The organism is Helicobacter pylori, assembly GCF_014496965.1.
Taxonomy (GTDB): Bacteria; Campylobacterota; Campylobacteria; order Campylobacterales; family Helicobacteraceae; genus Helicobacter; species Helicobacter pylori_CZ.
In genome coordinates, this window is record NZ_JACTCR010000004.1 from 14,403 (window position 1) to 33,677 (window position 19,275).

The 19,275-nt window shown below is 39.2% G+C and carries 15 protein-coding genes and 2 pseudogenes; 4 read left to right on the plus strand and 13 right to left on the minus strand.

Features of this window, described 5'->3' with window-relative positions; all coding sequences use genetic code 11:
• Positions 1-172 precede the first annotated feature (172 nt).
• The 3 genes from H7O61_RS02410 to dnaE are packed head-to-tail and all read right to left on the minus strand — an operon-like array spanning position 173 to position 4,948.
• Positions 173-487, minus strand: coding sequence for a thioredoxin family protein (locus H7O61_RS02410; RefSeq protein WP_000895142.1), 315 nt, complete (start codon positions 485-487; stop codon positions 173-175).
• Positions 488-542: 55 nt separating this feature from the next.
• A complete protein-coding gene (locus H7O61_RS02415) occupies positions 543-1,331 on the minus strand; it encodes a pseudouridine synthase (protein WP_187875038.1) in 789 nt (262 codons plus the stop codon).
• The gene (gene dnaE, locus H7O61_RS02420) at positions 1,313-4,948 is read right to left on the minus strand and encodes a DNA polymerase III subunit alpha (protein ID WP_187875039.1); all 3,636 of its coding nucleotides are present in this window, start codon (positions 4,946-4,948) and stop codon (positions 1,313-1,315) included. Before dnaE ends, H7O61_RS02415 begins: the two co-directional genes overlap by 19 nt.
• A gap of 148 nt (positions 4,949-5,096) precedes the next feature.
• Between dnaE and H7O61_RS02425 the strand changes: the two genes are divergently transcribed.
• On the plus strand, positions 5,097-6,149 hold the full coding sequence (locus tag H7O61_RS02425; RefSeq protein WP_000748352.1) for a cytochrome-c peroxidase: 1,053 nt from the start codon (positions 5,097-5,099) through the stop codon (positions 6,147-6,149).
• Between the two features lie 297 nt (positions 6,150-6,446).
• Here the strand turns inward: H7O61_RS02425 and H7O61_RS02430 are convergent, their stop codons facing one another.
• From H7O61_RS02430 to H7O61_RS02450, 5 genes are read right to left on the minus strand one after another with little or no spacing between them, the layout of a single operon-like run.
• Entirely contained in the window at positions 6,447-7,034 is a 588-nt protein-coding gene (locus H7O61_RS02430; RefSeq protein WP_165539599.1) for an META domain-containing protein, read from the minus strand.
• An 11-nt stretch (positions 7,035-7,045) separates the two neighbouring features.
• Entirely contained in the window at positions 7,046-7,723 is a 678-nt protein-coding gene (locus H7O61_RS02435; RefSeq protein WP_001202842.1) for a hypothetical protein, read from the minus strand.
• A gap of 2 nt (positions 7,724-7,725) precedes the next feature.
• Complete coding sequence (locus H7O61_RS02440) at positions 7,726-8,541, minus strand: MlaD family protein (RefSeq protein ID WP_000439506.1); 816 nt, start codon at positions 8,539-8,541, stop codon at positions 7,726-7,728.
• Positions 8,526-9,311 carry an ABC transporter ATP-binding protein gene (locus tag H7O61_RS02445; RefSeq protein ID WP_187875040.1) on the minus strand — a complete coding sequence of 262 codons (786 nt, stop codon included), beginning with the start codon at positions 9,309-9,311 and terminating at the stop codon, positions 8,526-8,528. Before H7O61_RS02445 ends, H7O61_RS02440 begins: the two co-directional genes overlap by 16 nt.
• Positions 9,311-10,444 carry an ABC transporter permease gene (locus tag H7O61_RS02450; RefSeq protein ID WP_187875041.1) on the minus strand — a complete coding sequence of 378 codons (1,134 nt, stop codon included), beginning with the start codon at positions 10,442-10,444 and terminating at the stop codon, positions 9,311-9,313. The genes H7O61_RS02445 and H7O61_RS02450 overlap by 1 nt, the downstream gene beginning before the upstream one ends.
• Before the next feature lie 133 nt (positions 10,445-10,577).
• Here H7O61_RS02450 and H7O61_RS02455 point away from each other — a divergent pair, with 133 nt between their 5' ends.
• Positions 10,578-11,273 (plus strand): outer membrane protein, encoded by a 696-nt coding sequence (locus tag H7O61_RS02455; RefSeq protein WP_187875042.1) that lies wholly within the window; start codon positions 10,578-10,580, stop codon positions 11,271-11,273.
• Positions 11,274-11,277: 4 nt separating this feature from the next.
• Here the strand turns inward: H7O61_RS02455 and ilvE are convergent, their stop codons facing one another.
• The 4 genes and pseudogenes from ilvE to H7O61_RS02475 all read right to left on the minus strand — a co-directional run bounded on the left by ilvE (position 11,278) and on the right by H7O61_RS02475 (position 17,110).
• Entirely contained in the window at positions 11,278-12,300 is a 1,023-nt protein-coding gene (gene ilvE / locus H7O61_RS02460) for a branched-chain-amino-acid transaminase (protein WP_187875043.1), read from the minus strand.
• 50 nt (positions 12,301-12,350) lie between these two features.
• Positions 12,351-13,097, minus strand: coding sequence for an outer membrane protein (locus H7O61_RS02465; protein ID WP_079338561.1), 747 nt, complete (start codon positions 13,095-13,097; stop codon positions 12,351-12,353).
• A gap of 114 nt (positions 13,098-13,211) precedes the next feature.
• Positions 13,212-15,887 carry a DNA polymerase I gene (gene polA, locus H7O61_RS02470; RefSeq protein WP_187875044.1) on the minus strand — a complete coding sequence of 892 codons (2,676 nt, stop codon included), beginning with the start codon at positions 15,885-15,887 and terminating at the stop codon, positions 13,212-13,214.
• A gap of 70 nt (positions 15,888-15,957) precedes the next feature.
• Positions 15,958-17,110, minus strand: a pseudogene (locus H7O61_RS02475) (restriction endonuclease subunit S).
• 7 nt (positions 17,111-17,117) lie between these two features.
• Between H7O61_RS02475 and H7O61_RS02480 the strand changes: the two are divergent.
• Positions 17,118-18,149, plus strand: a complete 1,032-nt coding sequence (locus H7O61_RS02480) for a DNA cytosine methyltransferase (protein WP_001913423.1) — start codon at positions 17,118-17,120, stop codon at positions 18,147-18,149.
• The gene (locus H7O61_RS02485) at positions 18,118-18,879 is read left to right on the plus strand and encodes an Eco47II family restriction endonuclease (RefSeq protein WP_001183567.1); all 762 of its coding nucleotides are present in this window, start codon (positions 18,118-18,120) and stop codon (positions 18,877-18,879) included. The genes H7O61_RS02480 and H7O61_RS02485 overlap by 32 nt, the downstream gene beginning before the upstream one ends.
• On the opposite strand, the pseudogene H7O61_RS02490 reads toward H7O61_RS02485, so the two are convergent.
• Positions 18,866-19,252 (minus strand): annotated as a pseudogene (locus H7O61_RS02490) (VRR-NUC domain-containing protein); the annotation flags it as partial. The gene H7O61_RS02485 and the pseudogene H7O61_RS02490 sit on opposite strands and share 14 nt — an antisense overlap.
• Positions 19,253-19,275 lie beyond the last annotated feature (23 nt).

Genomic DNA, 19,275 nt, shown 5'->3' on the forward strand with positions numbered 1-19,275 from the left:
AAACTTTTTTAACAAACATACTGATTTAAAAACGATAAAAACGATTTTTTGAGATAAAGAAACAATATAAAAGCTATTTGAAGTTAGCCCCTATCAAAAAGGGGGCTAAAAAGATTCTGTGAACTCTTATTTTTACAATAAGGCTCTTTAATAACGCCCTTTATGATACCCCTTACAATAACGCTTTTAGAGCGTCTTCAATCGGTTTTTGAGAGCTAGGTTCTACAAGCCTTTCACCCACTTCTTTGGCGTTTTTATAAAAAATCAAAGTAGGGATCTTGCGGATGCCTAAGCTCTCTTTGAGATCCTGGCTCTCATCAAAAGAAACCTTAAAAAATTCCACCTTGCCTTTGTAAGTTTTGGCTAAATTTTCCATAATCGGCTCAATCTTCCTGCAATCCGGGCACCAATTCGCCCCCACATTAACCACTACTGCTTGATGAGCAATTTTTTCTGCGTAATTCTTTCCGTTAATCACTTCTAACATGATAATCCTTAATTTTTATTTCCCCCAACCGCCGAAGTATAGCATATTTCAAGCGCTAATCCCCTTTAACATTAACCCTATTAGCCATAAACGCATGCAACTCATTGTATTCTTGGCGGTTTAAAAAACGCATTTTCCCTACCGGCAAAGCATTCAAATTCACAAAACCATAACGAACGCGCCTTAAATCCAACACTCCAGCGTTAAAAAACGCAAAAAAACGCCTCAATTCTCTGTTTTTCCCCTCATTGATAATAACTCTCAGTTTAGAGTATTTGGCATGGTTTTTGATGATTTCATAACCAATAAAGGGGGCAAATTCCATGCTTTTAATGGGGGTTTTTTGGTGCGCTCCTTTAGTGGCGTTTTTTAATTTCAAACCCTCTTGCATGGCGTTTTCCATCTCTCTTGTAACAAAGCCTTGAATTTTGACAAGATATTCTTTTTCTAAATTCGCATGCATTAAAGCGCTCACCACCGCTTTACTATCGCTTAATAATAGCACCCCCTCGCTCGCAAAATCCAAACGCCCCACCGGCGCGAAATGGGCGTATTTTTTCTCCAAGCTTTCATAAATCACGCGCCGTTTTAAGGGATCGGCTTTACTCACCAATTCGCCCTTTGGCTTGTGATAAACCAGCACGCTGAATTTTTTGTTTTTTAAGGGCTTGATGAGTCGTTTGTCTAAAAACACCTTGTCGTTTTCTTTAACCACGCTAGCGAGTTTGGCATGCTCATGGTTGATTTTCACCCGCCCTTCTAAAACCAATTTTTCAGCCTCTCTTCTAGAGTGCTTGGCGTAATGGGCTAAAAACTGGTTGATCCTCAAGCTAAATCCCTCCACTCTAATTCTTTAAAATCGTCCTTAATCTTTTCATTTACCATTAGATCGCTTTGGATTTTGAATTGCTTATCCTTATCTTTGATGATCAGATACAAGGGGCGTTTGCCCTGGTGTTTTAGAGCGCTCTCTTTGATTTGTCTTAAAAACTCTTTTTTCACGTCATTTTCTAACACGATCGCTAAAGAGCAAGAACTAGAAGCGAGTATTTCCATGGGGGGGATTTCACGCACGTCTTCTTTTTGCTTTTCAGGGTCTTTATAACGGGCTTTAGGGATTTTAACCTCCCTAGCGCTCTCTAAATCCAAGATTTCAAAAAGCCTTAATCGCACCACTTCTTCTTGCTCTTCAATCTTGCATTTAAACACTAAAGGCTTATTGATATCCAACTCTTCTAAAGCGCTCAATTGCTTTTCAAACAGCATGAGTTCAAACTTGCCGTATCTGTCCAAAATGTCCGCTGTGCCGTAAGGCTTACCGCTTCGTTTGCCAATTTTCTTTTTAACTTCCATGATTTTACCGAGCAAATAAGCTTGCGAGCCGATCTCTAACTCTTCAATATCAATGCTTTTGACTAAATTTTTAAAGCCCTTAATTTCTTCTTTAAACTCATCTAAGGGATTGCCTGAAACATGAATCCCTAAAGTCTCGTATTCGCATTCTAAAAGCGTTTTAGCGTCATGTTCGCCCAAATCAACCATGTCCAAAACAACCTGCTCTTTGGTTCCGCCTTCCATGGCTCCAAAAAGGGAGTTACCCCCTTGCATCATTTCATTAGCCTTGTCTTTAGCGCGCCCAGCATCACAGATCAGATCCAAGTTAGCGAGCATGGTTTTTCTAGTGTAGCCTAAATTATCCAAGCTCCCTGATTTCACTAATGGCTCTAAAGATTTTTTAGTGAGTTTAGAAAAATCCACCCGTGAAATAAAATCTTCCAAACTCTTATAATCCCCTTTAGCCCTTTCTTCAATGATGTTTTTAATCGGCTCACCCCCAACCCCTTTGATCGCTCCCAAACCAAACACGATTTTCTTTTCTAATTCGCCCTTTTGATTTTTAAACTCCGCTACGCTGAAATCTTGCATGGAAGAATTGATGTGCGGAGGCATCACTTCAATTTCTAAAGCCCTGACCTCATCAATATAGCGCGCCACGGATTCAATCTTATTGGATTCGCTAGTGAGCATCGCCGCCATGAACTCATGCTTGTAATAAGTCTTTAAATACGCCGTTTGGAAAGTGATCATCGCATAAGCGGCCGAATGCGATTTGTTGAAACCATAACCAGCAAATTTAACGATCAAATCCCACAAATTAGCCGCTTTTTGGCCGTCATGCCCTAAATTTTTAGCGCCTTCTACAAACTTAGCCTTATTGTCCGCCATGATTTGAGCGTCTTTTTTCCCCATAGCACGGCGGATCAAATCCGCTTCACCCAAACTAAAACCGCCGATAGTTTGCACGATTTGCATCACTTGCTCCTGATAGACGATCGTGCCGTAAGTGGGCTTTAAAATCGGCTCTAATTCTTTAAACGCATAAGCGATAGGCTCAACGCCATGCTTTCTATTGACAAAATCATCTACCATGCCTGATTCCATAGGCCCCGGTCTGCCTAACGCAATAATGGCGATAATGTCTTCAAAGCTTGAAGGCCTTAAGCGTTTGTTAAGCCCCTGAAACATTCCGGATTCAATCTGGAAGATCCCCACCGTATCCCCGCTTTGGATCGTTTTATACACTTTCGGATCGTCCATATCCAACGATAAAAAATCCACATCAATGTTATGTTGCGTTTTAATGATTTTAAGCGCATCATCAATCACGGTCAAGGTTTTAAGCCCCAAGAAGTCAAACTTAATCAAATCCACCGGCTCTAAATACTTCATGGAATATTGCGTAACGATACCGCCGGTTTTTTCAGAGGCAAACAAAGGGGTTTTGTGCCACAACTCTTTTTGGCTATCCACCACTAAAGCTGCCGCATGCACGCCTGCATTGCGATTCAAATTCTCTAAATTGAGCGAATACTCCCACACTTGTTTGGCTAATTCATTGCTCTCTACTAATTCCTTGATTTTAGGCTCTAATTCCCACGCCCCCTCGATGAACTCGCCATTTTTTTCATAGCCTTTAAGCGTGATGCCTAAGCGGTTGGGTATAAGTTTGGCAAAATCATCGGCTTCTTTATAGGGCATGTCCAAAACCCTTGCGACATCTCTGATCACGCCCTTAGCCAACATCTTATTAAAGGTGATGACTTGAGCCACATTGTATTTGCCGTATTTTTCAATCATGTATTCTATGATTTCCTTACGCCGGCGTTGGCAAAAATCCGTATCAATATCAGGCATGCTGACTCGTTCAGGGTTTAAAAACCTTTCAAAGAGCAAATCGTATTTCAAAGGGTCAATATCCGTGATTTTTAAAGCAAAAGCCACCAAACTCCCGGCTGCACTCCCCCTACCAGGCCCCACAGGAATGCCCATTTCTTTAGCGTAACGGATAAAATCCCACACAATCAGCATATACCCCGGGAATTTCATGTTCGTAATGACTTCAATTTCTTTTTCTAAGCGTTCTTGGTATTGATCATGCTTTTCTTTTGGCACTAAAATTAAGCGCTCTTTCAAGCCCTCTCTGGCCTTATGGGCAAAATAAGAAGCGTCATCTTCAAAATCCAGCCCCTCATTTTTGGCGTAAGCTTTAGTGAATTTGAAACTTGGGGGGGTTGGGGGGTTCTTTTTATCGTCTTTTAAATCGATCTCTAAAACGCATTTATCCGCGATTTCTTGGGTGTTTTCTAAAGCTTCTGGAATGTCTGCAAAGAGCTTTGCCATTTCTTCAGGGGACTTAATGTAAAACTCATGCACGGAGTGTTTCAAGCGCCCCTTATCGTTTAGGGTTTTACCCATCGCTACGCACATCGCCACTTCTTGAGCCTTAGCGTCATTAGGCATGGTGTAGTGGGTGTCGTTGGTGGCAATGATTTTTAACCCTGTCTCTAAGGACATTTTAATGACTTGCTCATCAATGAATCGCTGATCTAAAATGCCATGACGCATGATTTCTAAATAAAAATCGTCTTCAAAAATCTCCTGGTATTCGCAAGCGATTCTTTTAGCTTCATCATAGCCTTTAGCCCCATACTTGCGGTTTCTCTCATTATTGGTATTCAAATGGTAATTGACTTCCCCTTGCAAACACGCGCTAGAAGCGATAATGCCATTAGAATGCTCCCTTAGAAGCTTTTTATTGATGCGCGGGAAATAATAAAACCCTTCTAAATACGCCATAGAGCTTAAAAACATCAAGTTTTCATAGCCCTCTTGGTTTTTAGCGAACAGGCACAAATGGAAGCGTTGCTTAGTCTCTTTGCTAGAGAGGTTGTCATCGTTATGGATATACGCTTCCATGCCGATAATAGGCTTAATGCCTTCTTTTTTCATGCTCGTGTAAAAATCAATCGCTCCAAACATGTTCCCATGGTCGGTTACGCTCACGCTTTTCATGCCCAATTCTTTAATGCGTTTGGCTAAGATTTTAATCTTGTTCGCCCCGTCTAAAAGCGAATATTCTGTGTGCAAGTGCAAATGCGTGAAGGCTTTATTCTCTTTCATTGTCTAACCCCTATTTGGATTTAACGCCATTATACCTATCGCTCTTTAAAAAACTCTTTATCGGATCGTTTAGTGGTGAATTATTTTAAAATGGTGGTTATAATAAGAAAGTTTTGTCTTATTTTTAATACTATTTTAGGAGTTCATCATGAAAAAATCCATTTTATTGGGCGTTTGCTTGGCTTTTTCTTGCGTTTATGCTTTAAGCGATATGGATTTGATTAAAAAAGCGAAGGAAAGCCAATTAGAACCCATGCCTATGGGCAAAGCGCTCAAAGAATACCAGATCAAAAAAACCAGAGATGTGGGCATTGGCGCTAAAAACAGCGAAATCATGACCTCCGCTCAAGTGGAATTAGGCAAAATGCTCTATTTTGACCCTAGGATTTCCACTTCCTATCTTGTGTCTTGCAACACATGCCATAATCTGGGCTTAGGCGGGGTGGATCTAATCCCAAGTGCTATAGGCTCTCAATGGAAGAAAAACCCCCACCTTTTAAGCTCCCCAACGGTGTATAATTCCGTGTTTAACGATGTGCAGTTTTGGGATGGTAGGGTTACGCATTTAAACGAGCAAGCGCAAGGGCCGATCCAGTCTTCTTTTGAAATGGGGGCTGATCCTAAAGTCGTGGTAGAAAAAATCAATTCCATACCAGGCTATGTCAAGCTCTTTAGAAAAGCTTATGGCTCTAAAGTCAAAATTGATTTTAAATTGATCGCTGATAGTATCGCTATGTTTGAAGCCACGCTCATCACCCCAAGCCGTTACGATGATTTTTTAAGGGGCAATCCTAAAGCGCTCAGCAAAGCCGAAAAAGAAGGGCTGGATTTATTCATTTCTAAAGGCTGTGTGGCTTGCCATAATGGCATCAATCTTGGGGGGACGATGCAGCCTTTTGGGGTGGTCAAACCTTATAAATTCGCTAATGTGGGCGATTTCAAGGGCGATAAAAACGGGCTTGTGAAAGTGCCTACTTTAAGGAATATCACCGAAACGATGCCTTATTTCCATAACGGGCAGTTTTGGGATGTCAAAGATGCGATTAAAGAAATGGGCTCTATCCAGTTAGGCATTGAAATCAGCGATGCAGAAGCGAAAAAGATTGAAACCTTCTTTGAAGCCTTAAAGGGTAAAAAACCTAAGATAATCTATCCAGAACTCCCTGTGATGACAGACAAAACCCCTAAACCCTCTTTTTGATTTCAAAAAGTCCTTTTAGGGGGATTTGATTATGAAAACTTAAAAAATACTTTTAGCGCTTTTGCAACCAATAAATAAGAGAGAGCTTGACTTTAGTCAAGCGATAATTTCTTAAAAAGCGATCTTTATGGGGTTTAGAGGGATTTAGTTGGAGGGTTGTAGGGGGAGGATTGTTTCAAAATACCCCCTATCCCCTTAAAAGAATGAGTTTTACTCCTATTTTTAAAAATTTTTTAATCCCTTTATCATTTAGAATGTTTTTTGATTTTAGATCGTATTACAACACAAAACATAAACTCATGGCGTTTTCAAATAAATTTTCATTTTTTGGTTGTCTAAAATGAGCGTGTCCTTGCCCTTAGTTACCGCAAAATTACCCTTAAAATTCTCCATAAATTCCAATTCAAACGCCATTAAATGCTCATCTTTACACACTTTTCTTGAAATCCCGCTATCTTCAATCCCAATGTGCCTATCGCCCTGCCATACATAGCTGGCAAAATACCGGTTGCAATAGCCTTTGCCATAAATACGATTTTCTTTTTGATCAAACACAAACTCTCCCATAGAGCTTTTGGGCTTTGGTTTCTTTTTAAAAAGCTCATACCAGCGTTTTCTTTTTTCTTTTTGCTCTTGCTCTTTGGCTTCAATCGCTGTTTTATCTTCAGGCAAAGCGGTATTTAGAGAGGAATCTTGCTCTTCTTCATGCTCTCTAAAAGCGCTATCAGCGAGCATGGTTTCAATGTCATAGACTTGATGGTTCATTTCCACTTTTTGGATATGCCAATCGTTACTAGAAAGTTTTTTATCAAACATTTTTAAAAAAAAACACCCCGAAAAGACACAAGCCGTTAAAACGCTTGCTCCAGCCAATCGTAAATTCAAACAATTCCTCCTTATTTTTTTAATGGGCTTACGCTTTGCGCTTCAATGGCTTTTTTAATCAAAGAAATCGCTTCTTGCATCGCTTGCGTGCTGACATGTTGGAGGGATTGTATCGCGCTTTCTTGAAAATCTTGATTGCCATTTTTACTCGTTTTGGTCGTTTTATTTTCCAAGCTAGAAATATTTTCATGCTTAATGATCACTCCAGAATGCGAATCGCCTTTCACACTAATGTCATAGCCTAGCGCGAATTCCGCCCTATAGGTAGAATTTTCTTTTTCTAAAAGAGAAAACGATAAAATCGTAAAACGAACCGCATAAGTGGGCGCGCCCGCGCCATAAGGGGGCAAAGCCACGCCTAAGCATGCTTTTTGCGCTTCTTGCATGAACATGGTTTTTAACATGTTGCGAGGCAAGTCTATCCATTTTTGGTGCTTCCCATGCGTGATCTGCCCGTCTTGCGCTTTAAAAACGATCTCTTTAGTGTTGAATAAATCCGCGCTCAAAATGCTAATGAGCCTCACTTCAGTCAAAGGTTTAGGGCATTGCGTGATTTCAAAAGAACTCGCATTCAAATCATAAGTTCTGATCTCTGGCAGCATTTGTTTTAAATTGATGCTCAAGCAACCCTGAAGCAATAGGGCTAATGCTGATGAGAGTGAAAAGATTTTTATCGCCGTAGCTCTCATGATTATTTCCTTTCTCCAAAAATCGTTTTATAGGGGTTAGCGTCAAATTTGTCTATCAAAGCAGAGCCTTTTTCCACAAAATTATCAATGTTTCTTAAGCTCAACTGCGCTTGCATGATTAAGGGAGTGAACATCGCCTTAAAGTCGTATTGCCCCTGTTTGACGCGTTTATCCACATCTAAAGCCACATTATTGACATTAGAAACAAGGTTGTTAGCGTTGTTAATCAAGGAATCAAATTGAGTCTTTCTTGAATCCAAGTTAGCGATGAGATCATCTACTGAGGCGAGAATGTGCTTGAATTTTTCCACGTTTTCATCGTCTAAAATCCTATTCACATTCCTAATCGCTTTCATCACTTCTTGCACCACTTGATTAGCATCACCGCTCAAGCGATCCATAAGCCCTTCTTTAAAGATTAAAATCCGCTCCCCTTTATCGCCGCTACCATAAAATTCTTCATTGTGGCTTTGCTCTAAGGCTAAAAATTTTAACCCCATAAACCCTCTAGAAGAAACCGCCACTTTGGAGTCTTTACGGATCTTAACGCTGGATTTGATCATCAAATCCAAACGGACCACCCCCACTTTATCCTTTGCAAAACCTACCTTAATGACATTACCCACTTGAATCCCCTTGTAATTTATGGGCGAGTTGGTCGCAATGCCTCCCAAGTCTTTGTCCGTATAGACCACATATTCATAATACTTCCCATCATCTAATCCCAAATGGCCTAGCCATAAAATAAAACCCACCATGCAAACCAAGCATAAAAAGAAGAGCCCGCCGATTAAAGTGTAATTCACATGCCTTTCCAAAATTTCTCTCCTCGTGTTGAATTGAATAAATTGCCTTCATCTAGCCCTTGAGTTTGAGCCTTTTTAATAAAATCCTTTAAATCCCCATTAAATTCTAATAGCCCGTCTTTGAGCATGATGAATCGATCCACGCAATCATGCACGGAGTCTAAATCATGCGTGATCATCACCACCGTAAGCTGTAAGCTCTCTTTAAGCGTCATGATGAGTTCGTCAAATTTGCCCGCGCTATAAGGATCTAGTCCGCTTGTTGGCTCATCTAAAAATAAGATTTCCGGGTTAGTCGCCATAGCCCTAGCTATACCCACGCGCTTTTTCATCCCCCCACTCAATTCATAGGGGTAAAGGTGGTAAGCCCTAGGGGGCAAACCCACTCTTTCAATCCACATTTTAGAAATTTCTTCAACAATTTTTTTAGAATAAGCGCCGTATTGCTCTAGCATCACGCCCACATTTTCTAAAACGGTTAAAGAGCTATAGAGCGCGCCAAACTGGAAGCAAATCCCACAGCGGTTAAAAATCTTTTGCTGCTCTCTTTCTTTGAGTTTCCATATATCTTCCCCAAAAAGCAACACTTCCCCTTTTGTAGGGCGATTGAGCAAGATCATGCACCTTAAAAGCGTGCTTTTACCGCTCCCTGAACCCCCTAAAATCGCCATCACTTCGCCCTTATGCACGCTAAAACTCACGCCCCTATGAATAATGGTGCTTCCAAAAGCGCTATGGAGATCCTTCACTTCAATTAAGACTTGATTGCTAATAGCGTCCATTATATATTCAACTTAGAAAAGATGATAGAAAAAACAGCGTCTAAGAAAATGATCCAAAACAACGCATTCACGACGCTAATAGTGGTCAAGCGCCCAATGCTCTCAGTATCCCCCTTGACTTCAAACCCGCGCATGCACCCTACCATCGCAATCGCAAACCCCCAAAAAGGGGCTTTGACAATCCCTACCAAAAAATGATTCCAACCCACTGTGTCATGCAATCTGTCTATATAACTCGGAAAGCCCAAATCCAATTGGTATTTAATCGCAAACATGCCCCCAAGAATGGCGAACGCATCGGCAATAAACACCAATAAAGGCAAAACAATCACTAAGGCTAACACCCTAGGCAACACTAAAAATTCAAAAGGGTTAAAGCCCATGGTTTTCATCGCGTCTAATTCTTCAGTGATCTTCATCACCCCAATTTGCGCAGTAAAACTGCTCGCGCTCCTCCCAGCAACTACAAGGGTTAAAATAAAAGGACCAATCTCTCTTAAAGCGAGTTTAGCCGTCATTTCCACCGACATTAAAGGCGCGCCCAGGTCTTGCAATTGCAAAGCCCCTTGCAAAGCAACGGCAAACCCCACGATAAATACCGTTAAAATGCTCACGGGCAAAACCTTAAACCCGGATTCATTGATATGATAGAGCAAAGGAGTGATGCAAAAGCGTTTGGGGTTGAAAACGCTTTTAATGAAGTAAAATAAAATCATGCCGCAAAAATTGAACGCGTTTAAAAAGGTGTTGTAAGTTTCTACGATGCTCTTACCCAATTTAGTGATCATGAGTTCGTATTTTTTGCCCGCTTTTTTAGACTCTAAATCCTCTTCTTTTTCAAGCCAGTCTTTAACCACTTTCAAAGCGCATGCGTTATTCTCGCTCACATTGCACAATTCAATGTTTAAAGAACGCTCCCTAACCAAATCAAATAAAAACATGCCAAAAACAAAATCTACTTTTTGGCATCCTGAAAAATCCACTTTTAAAGACCCTTGATGATCTAATAATTTTTTTTTCAACTCATCTAAACGAAACACGCTCGTTTTAAAATCCCAATCCCCTCTTAAAATCAGCACAGAGTTCGCCCCATCTTTACGCATCTCTAAAAATTTTTGTTTCTCTGTCTTCATTAAAATATATTCTCTCTTAGATTAGGTAAAATCTATTAACAAAATTTTGTTTGTTAAAACGACTATTTTAACACAATGATAAAACAAAAAGTTAAACGATATTCTATTTGATAAAGGATTAATTATTTTTAAAATGTTTAAAAAAATCATTTTTTTTTGTGTTTTCTTAATGGGGGGTTTTGTTGTCTTTCCCCTTGATGCAATGCCTATTTTGCACGATAAAACCCCTAAAAAAAATTACCAAGAAGCCCATGAAAAGCTCTATAGAAGCATCATTAACCGCCAAAAGCTCACGCGTAAAAAAAGCGGGTGGTATTTTTTGGGAGGGTTTGGTGCTGTAGAGGCCATTAAGGACTATCAAGGCAAAGAAATGAAAGATTGGATTGCAACGCTCAATTTAAAAACCGGCGTGCAAAGTTTTTTTAAAAAATATATCGGGATTAGGGGGGTTTTTGCATGGGATCTTGGGTCAGGAACAGTGAATTACCAAAGCCATAAAGATCCTACAAACTCTTTTTTTACCATGCTTGCGGTGGGTTTAGATGTTATTATGGAATTTCCTTTAGGGAGTTATAAGCATTATTTAGGGGCGTTTGGGGGAGCTAGGGGGGCTTTAGTCGCTTATACAGACAAGCAAAATTTCAAGTTTTTTAAACATTCTGTGGTTTCAGGGGGTTTAGCGATTAATGGGGGGGTTATGCTCACGCTTTTTTTAAGACACCGCATTGAATTAGGGTTTAAAATCTTACCCACCGCCAGATTGCTTTCTAGCTCCAAACGCTTTGAGACTTCGCCCTTATTTTATGCGGCATACAGCTATAAATTTTAACCTTTTAGCCAACTTCAAAAATCCAATCTTTAGGGGCTTCTTGTTCGCCTTGCTGGATGGATAAAAGCAAATCATAGAGTTGTTTAGTGGTGTTGCCCGGTGCTTCAAAAAAATAAGACTTGTCACTGTGTGCGATTTCTTTAATGGGCGTAATGATCGCAGCTGTCCCGCATGCTCCAGCTTCCTTAAACGCGCCCAACTCATCCATTAGGATTTCCCTCTCTTCTACTTTGAGGTTCAAATATTCTTTAGCCAAAACCATCAAGCTTTTTTTTGTAATGCTTGGCAGAATGCTTGGCGAATGCGGGGTGATAAAGGCACTATCATGCGTGATGCCAAAAAAATTCGCCGCCCCCACTTCTTCAATTTTAGTGTGCGTGGCAGGGTCTAAATAAATGCAATCATCATAGCCTTGCTCTGTGGCTATTTTGTGGGCTAACAGGCTTGCAGCGTAATTCCCCCCCACTTTCACCCCCCCGGTGCCTTTGGGCGCGGCCCTATCAAAAATCGTAGTGATAAACCTAGCCCCCCCTTTTTCTATACCCCCCTTAAAATACGCCCCCACCGGTGCGCAAAACACGATAAAAAGGTATTCATTAGCCGGCTTTACCCCCAAATTATCCCCCACGCCTATGACAAAAGGGCGCAAATACAAACTCGCCCCGCTTTTGTAAGGAGCGAGCCATTTTTGATTCGCTTTGACTACTTCAGCGCATGCTTTTAAAAACAGCTCTTCGCTCACTTTGGGCATGAGCAGTCTTTCGCATGAAGTTTGCAAGCGTTTGGCGTTTTCTAAAGGGCGAAAGAGTAACGCTTTCCCCTTTTGAGAGCGGTAAGCTTTCAAGCCTTCAAAACAAGCCTGCCCATAGTGTAGGACCGGCGAGCCTTCGCTGAGTTGCAACACATTTTCGCTAACCAATTCGCCTTGCGACCAAGAGCCGTTTTTATAAGTGGCGATGAAGCGAAAATCCGTTTTAATGTAGCTAAAGCCTAAATTTTTCCAGTCTAAATTTTCTAAATTTGCCATTTCACACCTTTAAATGGATAGTTTCAGGCGTGATTGTATCTAAAAAGGGGTTAAAAATCCCTCAAATAACTGATTTGAAACGCATAAACTCTACGCACATCAGCCTGTAAGGTGTATCCCTTTTCGTTGGTGATGGAGAAAAGCCGGTGCGTGATCGTAGGCACTTTAATCCCTAATTCCAAACTATTGTGTTTAGCAATATGGGTGCGGACCCCAAACTTCCATAAAAACTGGAAATTGGCCGGGCTATAACTGGAATTGCTGTGGTGTTTTGCATAATGAGCGATCTCTTTACTGATGCTCGTTGCCCAACTATCCCCAGCCAATTGGATCCCCACCACAAAACCAAAAACCATGTTTTCTTTATTCACAAAATTCCACAGCGTATCCAACCCCACGCCATAAGTGAACAAATTGACATAGTATTGCCCCTGATAGGAATCCCTCTCCGTTAAAGTCGTCCCCCCAAAACTAAAACTATTGTAAATAAACCCGCTCTCGCCCACCGGGATACCCTTTTTCATCACGCCAAAGCGGTTGTGTGCGTAGTCAAAAAACCCATAATAACGCGCACCAAACCATTTTTTCTTACCAAAAAATTGCTTATAGCCCACTTCAAAACCCGCTCCTGCATAAGGCGGGAACTTTATCAAAGGCTTTTGCAAGCCGTTGTCATTCACCATTTTAGTCTGATTTTGTATCATGCTCACCTGGTAATTGACTCCCACAAAAGCCGCACTCTCTTCAGCGCTCGCTAAAACACCCAAAGCCCCTAACAATATAATTCTTTTCAACATTCAGTCTCTTCCCTTTATTTTTTGATAATCGCTCTATATTATATTAGCTTAAAATGGCTAAGTATTACTTATAAAGAAATAATAATATATTTTTTCTTAAACTCAATTAAAAAACTAACCTTTTAGTTCATTCCAACGATTCGCCACAAACGCACTCGTCTCTAGAGGCACCCTTAAAGGATAAACTTCATCATTAAGAATGCGTTGGATTTCTTGCTGCAACTCTGGGGCGTTTTTTTCTTCAATCTCAAAAATCAATTCGTCATGCACTTGCAAAAGCAGCCTCACCGAAGGGTTATTTTTGAAACGCTCGCTCACTTTGAGCATGCCCAATTTCAATAAATCGCTGGCACTCCCTTGAAAAATCGCATTCACGCCCTCTCGCAAATAATTGCCCTTAACATAGTCATTCACTCCATTAAAATCAAACACCCGATAACGCCCAAGCAAAGTAAAGGCTTTAGAAGTTTTTAAAATCTCTTCTTTCATGCGGTTTAAATAATCTTTAATGCTAGGGAATCGTTTGAAATACGCTTCTATGTAGCTTTTAGCCTCACTTAAAGGGATGTTTAAAGTTTCGCTCAATTTCTTACTCCCCATGCCATACACCAGCCCAAAATTAATGCTTTTAGCGATGGATCGTTTTTCTTTGGCTAAATCTCCACCAAACAACGCCTTAGAAGTTTCTAAATGAATGTCTCGCCCCTTTAAAAACGCCTCCATTAAATCCTTATCCTGGCTGAAATGGGCTAACAGGCGCAATTCAATCTGCGAATAATCCACCCCTAGCAAACAATATTCTTTAGAGCTAGCGATAAAGCCCTTACGAATGAGTAAGCCTTTAGGCGATCGCACCGGGATATTTTGCAAATTAGGCGAATGCGAGCTTAAACGCCCAGTAGCTGTGCCGGTTTGGATGAAAGTGGTATGGATTTTATCGTCTTTGTCTTTTAGGCGCAATAAGGGGGTGGTATAAGTGTTAAAAAGCTTGTTCAATTCTCTGTATTCCAAAATCAAAGCGATGCTTGGGTGCTTGTCTAGGATTTTTAACAAATTTTTTTCATCGGTAGAATGGCTTTTATTTTTAGGAAGCCCTAATTTTTCATACAAGACTTCGCCAAGTTGCTTGGGCGAATTGAGGTTAAAATCCACGCCAATTAGTTCCAAGATTTGGCACTCTAAAACATGCAATTCATTCTTAAACTCCTGCTCTAAGCGCTTGAAATAAGGCGCATCAATCTTAAAACCTTGAAATTCCATGCCCATTAAAACTTTCATAAACGGCGTTTCAACTTCTCTGGCCAAAGCAAGCAAGTTTTCTTCCAATCCCCCTTTTTCAAAATACTCGCACAAACGCTTTAAAGCGTTTAATTCCACGCTTAAAAGTTCTAATTTCTCCGCTTTAGTCTTAAAATCTTTAATTTTTTCATGCGGGATTAAATCTTCTTTTAAATATTCCTTTAAAACTTCATCAAACCCCACTCTTTCCGGATTTTTTAAAAACGCTAAAATTTGAGTGTCCTGGATGCGGATATTTTCTAAAGGCACCTGATATTTGGCTTTTAAAAAGCTCAATAAGGGTTTTAAATCATGCCCAATGATACACGCATGCTGTAAGATTTGAGAAAAAGCGTTTTCTAAAAACTCTAAAGAAAAGGGCGAAAATAACGCCTCTTCTAAGGGTAAAAAATAGCCTTGATCTTGTAATAAAAACGCTAGGGCCAGAATTTTTTTGTCTTTATCCAAAACCAAACGCATAAAAATCCTTGCGTTAGGATTTTTTAATTTTCCTAAAAACATGCTCAAAGGCTCAGCACTTTCTAAAATAATCATGCGCGATTTTTTAGGGGCATTGTCTAATAGGGGCGTGTTGTCTAATAGGGGCGTGTTGTCTAAAATTAAAGGCTTAGGGGAATTTTCTAAATCCCTTAAGGTAGAAATAAAACCATATTCTTTCAATTCATCTTTGATTTTCAATAAGGGGTTTTCGCTAGGAAAAGCGCAACTTAAAAAATCAAATTCCTTAATACACCCTCTTTCTAAAGTGGCTAATTCTTTGCTTAAAAACGCGCTTCCTTTGTCTTGTATCAAGGCTTGATACATTTTAGGGCTGAGTAAATTTTTCGCCAAGTCTAAATTTTCATAGATTTTTTCCAAGCTCCCCAATCGCTGTAACAATTCCTTAGCGTTCTTGCTCCCAATGCCTTTAATCCCCTTGTAATTATCGCTGCTATCCCCTACAATGCCCTGATAATCCGTGAATTGACTCGGCAAAATCCCGTATTTTTCCACGCAATCCTTCACCAAAAACTCCGTTTTGCCATCAAAAAGCACGATTTTATCGCTCAAAAGCTGGTTAAAATCCTTATCTTTAGAATAAATACGCGTTTTATAAGGGCTTAGCGTGGCCAGAGTGGCGATCACGTCATCGGCTTCAAACCCGCTTATTTCCACGCAAGTAAAACCCATTTTTTGCAACCATTCTAAAGCGATAGGGATTTGTAAAAGCATTTCTTTAGGGGCGTCTTTACGGTTTTGTTTGTATTCGCCTAATTTTTCGGCTCTTTTCGTTTTAGTCTGGCTTTCTAGAGCGAACACGATAAAAGGCATGTTTTTTCTGTCTTTATAAAATTTTTTAACCATGCCCACAAGCCCCGTTAAAAGCCCTGTAGGAAAGCCCTTATCGTTGGTTAAAGGCTTATTTTTAGCACTCATGTAATAGCTTCTAAACAAATACGCAAAAGTATCAATTAAAGCTAAAGTCCCTTCTTTAATGACTGGCTGCTCCATGGTTCAACCCTTTTTAATCAAGCGAATTTTAAATTTATTGTAACACAAGCTAGCGCGCTTAAAACCCCTTTTAAAATAACGAGTCTTTTTGAACGGGCGTTTCTTGGCTGATAACCTCTTTTGTAGCCTGTATTTTAGCGTCGCAGTATTGAGCCACGCCTTGAATGGTTTGTTTCATCAGGGCGTTGATAAGGGTGCGCATGAAGTTAAAATCAATACCGCCATCTTGGGTGGTGGGGAGTGAAATCGTTAAATTTGGAAGTTTATTTGTTGCGTTTGAAGAATAATCTAAAAACATAATCTGATTTTTATTAATACAAGTTGTAAAAAATAATCTAGTTTTTTTATCTTGCTCGCCATTTTTAAATACTAATGCTTTTACTCGTGTTCCTATGTGGAAATCTTTATTCTGTGTTGTCGCTAAAAATACGCCCCTATCTGCCAGAGCAATGGTTTGTTTATAGTTAAATATGGTTCTATTGTGTATTTCTTTTATTGTTTTTGTTATCCCATTGTTTTCATGCTGATGACTAACTAAAGGAATATCACCTTGTTGTGTTTGCCCTATAATTATATCTCGCCCTGTGTATATTTCAAACAAATCCCCTAATTTGAAGCTTTGCCATGTTAAGCCGCATGGGGTATTACCCCCCCCCCCCAGAATTGTTGCCATTGAAAACGTTAAGGGCGTTTTCTTCTTCGCTAGAAAGGGTGGTGTTTTCTAGCCCTGTAGCTTTTAAATAAGCCTCAAGTTCGGCGAGCCGACACTGCTCAAGTTCGGCTATGAATTTTTCCATGAAATCAAAATCAATATCCTCAAGGGTTTGAGCGTTAGCGGTGGGTTTTAGGGGTAGAATGACCTTATCGTTTTTAATTTTTGCCCATGAACACATGTTTTCATAGCCGAATTTTTTAGGGTAATCAAAAAATAGCGTGGATAAAAACAAGCCGATTTTATGGTTGATTTCAAATTTGGGTTTGAGAGAAAATACCCTAGCGTGTGTTACCATTTTATAATGAAAACTGCGATAAAACGCGCAACCAAACATGTCAATAGTGATAGTATGGCTTTCAAAAACTTTTGTTTTTATATCGCTTTGCCCTAAAACGCCATTATTGCTAAGCCCTGCAGTGATGACAAATTCGCCCTTATGATTGATGTGGCGTTTTTGAATGTCAAACCTACAATAAATCTTATGATGTTTTAGTATAATCGTTTTCATGAACAGAATGACTAGTATTGAACTTTTTGCAGGAGCTGGAGGGTTAGCTCTTGGCTTAGAGTTTGCGGGATTTAATCATATAGGCTTAGTTGAAATAGATAAATTTGCTTGTTCAACCTTAAAGAAAAATCGCCCCTTATGGAATGTTTTAGAAAAAGATATTACAACACTAACAGAACAAGATTTAAAAACAGCTTTTAATGTTGAGTATGGAGATTTGGATTTGTTAAGTGGAGGGTGTCCGTGTCAAAGTTTTAGTTATGCAGGCAAAAAACTAGGATTAGAAGATACACGAGGCACGATGTTTTATTACTATGCTAAATTTTTAAAAACACTAAAACCAAAGATGTTTTTATTTGAAAATGTCAGAGGACTTATCTCGCATAATAAAGGCAAAACTTTTAAAATTATTTGTGAAACGCTTGAAAATTGCGGGTATTCTTTGCATTATAAAGTTTTAAACGCTTTAAATTATGGCGTAGCACAAAAGCGAGAACGCTTATTCATTATCGGTATAAGAAAAGATTTAAACTATTTTTTTAATTTTCCTAAACCCCTAAAAAATAAAAAAGTTTTAAAAGACATTCTTTTAGATGTGCCAAAAAGCTTGGGGGCTGAATATTCGCCTAAGAAAAAAGAGATTTTTAATCTCGTGCCAGCTGGAGGCTATTGGCGTGATATTGATCCACAAATCGCTAAAGAATACATGAAAAGTTCATGGGGGAATAATAAAGGTGGACGGACAGGGATTTTAAGGCGTTTGAGTTTAGATGAGCCAAGCTTAACCATTTTAACCACCCCACAGATGAAACAAACCGATAGATGCCACCCTTTAGAAGTGCGTCCCTTTAATATTAGAGAAAGTGCACGCATTCAATCTTTTCCCGATGAATGGGAGTTTGTTGGAAGTGTTGCACAACAATATAAACAAATTGGCAATGCTGTGCCACCACTATTAGCTGAAGCTGTGGGAAAAGAAATAGTAAAAACTCTCAATAAGGATACCCATGCAACAAGATTTCTCTTTGACCTTTATTAAACAAAAAGATTTTGAAGAACATGTCTTTAACACGATTAAAGAATACAAAGACACGCTTAAAAGTATTGACTTAACTAAGTTTAATGCTAATATCATTGACCCTATTAAGCTGTGTTTTGACAAAAATATTTTTAATCTACCCTATGAAAAAATTATTCAAAAAGAGATAGAACGCCAAAGAGATAAAAGCAATAATAACAGCATAGGGTATTTTCATCAAAATATTTTTAAGTATATCAAAAATTGTGAAGTGCCTAAAAATGGTTGGGATATTATCGTGCATAAAAATAATATCAATTATTATGTAGAAATGAAAAACAAGCACAACACCATGAATAGCTCAGCGAGTAGCAAAACTTATATGCGTATGCAAAACGCATTATTGAATGAACCAAATTGTATATGTGTACTTGTAGAAGTTATCGCTAAAACTTCTAGCAATAAGGAATGGGTCATTACATTAGATGGCGAAAAGCAAAGAGAAAATCCTAGATTACGCCGTATCTCAATAGATAAATTTTATCATTTAGTTACAGATGATAACTTAGCTTTTAAAAAATTATGCCTACAATTACCCATTACCTTAAAAGCTCTATTACATTCTGAGAATATTGCTCCAAAAGATAGCGTTTTAGAAGAATTGCAAACCTTGCACCCTAACATGCTCTTTGCTCTTTATAAACTAGCATTTAGAAGTTATGATGGTTTTGAGAATTTAGACATTCAGTAAAACCTGCATAAATCGCATTAGCGTAATGTAAAGCCCCATTTAGGGCGTATTCTTTGATGTTTTTATAATGAGGCTCATGGTTTTTAAAATTTTCTACCAGTTTGTTTTTGTCTAATTTAATGAGCTTGTCTTTTAGCCCTTTGTATTCTATTAAAATGGGGACTCTTCTGTTAGGGTCTTGTGTGTTTAATAAAAGTTTCACATCAGGGCGGTTACCCCCTAAACCCCCACTTTTAGAAGCGTAATTTTTTAAAGCTTCATCAATTTCTGTATTCAGGCTTTCTTGCTCTAGTTTATAGTCTAGGTTATAACTTCTTAACTCGTTATTGAACTTATCAGCGATTAAAGGCTCAATGGATGGAACTTTATTCATGGTTTTATCCTTTTTAAAAAAAC

What these genes read in the sequence shown, in the direction of transcription:
- H7O61_RS02410 (WP_000895142.1), bottom strand. Translation starts at nt 487, where the DNA reads ATGTTAGAAGTGATTAACGGAAAGAATTACGCAGAAAAAATTGCTCAT.
- H7O61_RS02480 (WP_001913423.1), top strand. Translation starts at nt 17,118, where the DNA reads ATGACTAGTATTGAACTTTTTGCAGGAGCTGGAGGGTTAGCTCTTGGC.
- H7O61_RS02450 (WP_187875041.1), bottom strand. Translation starts at nt 10,444, where the DNA reads ATGAAGACAGAGAAACAAAAATTTTTAGAGATGCGTAAAGATGGGGCG.
- polA (WP_187875044.1), bottom strand. Translation starts at nt 15,887, where the DNA reads ATGGAGCAGCCAGTCATTAAAGAAGGGACTTTAGCTTTAATTGATACT.
- dnaE (WP_187875039.1), bottom strand. Translation starts at nt 4,948, where the DNA reads ATGAAAGAGAATAAAGCCTTCACGCATTTGCACTTGCACACAGAATAT.
- H7O61_RS02435 (WP_001202842.1), bottom strand. Translation starts at nt 7,723, where the DNA reads ATGAGAGCTACGGCGATAAAAATCTTTTCACTCTCATCAGCATTAGCC.
- H7O61_RS02425 (WP_000748352.1), top strand. Translation starts at nt 5,097, where the DNA reads ATGAAAAAATCCATTTTATTGGGCGTTTGCTTGGCTTTTTCTTGCGTT.
- ilvE (WP_187875043.1), bottom strand. Translation starts at nt 12,300, where the DNA reads ATGGCAAATTTAGAAAATTTAGACTGGAAAAATTTAGGCTTTAGCTAC.
- H7O61_RS02465 (WP_079338561.1), bottom strand. Translation starts at nt 13,097, where the DNA reads ATGTTGAAAAGAATTATATTGTTAGGGGCTTTGGGTGTTTTAGCGAGC.
- H7O61_RS02455 (WP_187875042.1), top strand. Translation starts at nt 10,578, where the DNA reads ATGTTTAAAAAAATCATTTTTTTTTGTGTTTTCTTAATGGGGGGTTTT.
- H7O61_RS02485 (WP_001183567.1), top strand. Translation starts at nt 18,118, where the DNA reads ATGCAACAAGATTTCTCTTTGACCTTTATTAAACAAAAAGATTTTGAA.
- H7O61_RS02445 (WP_187875040.1), bottom strand. Translation starts at nt 9,311, where the DNA reads ATGGACGCTATTAGCAATCAAGTCTTAATTGAAGTGAAGGATCTCCAT.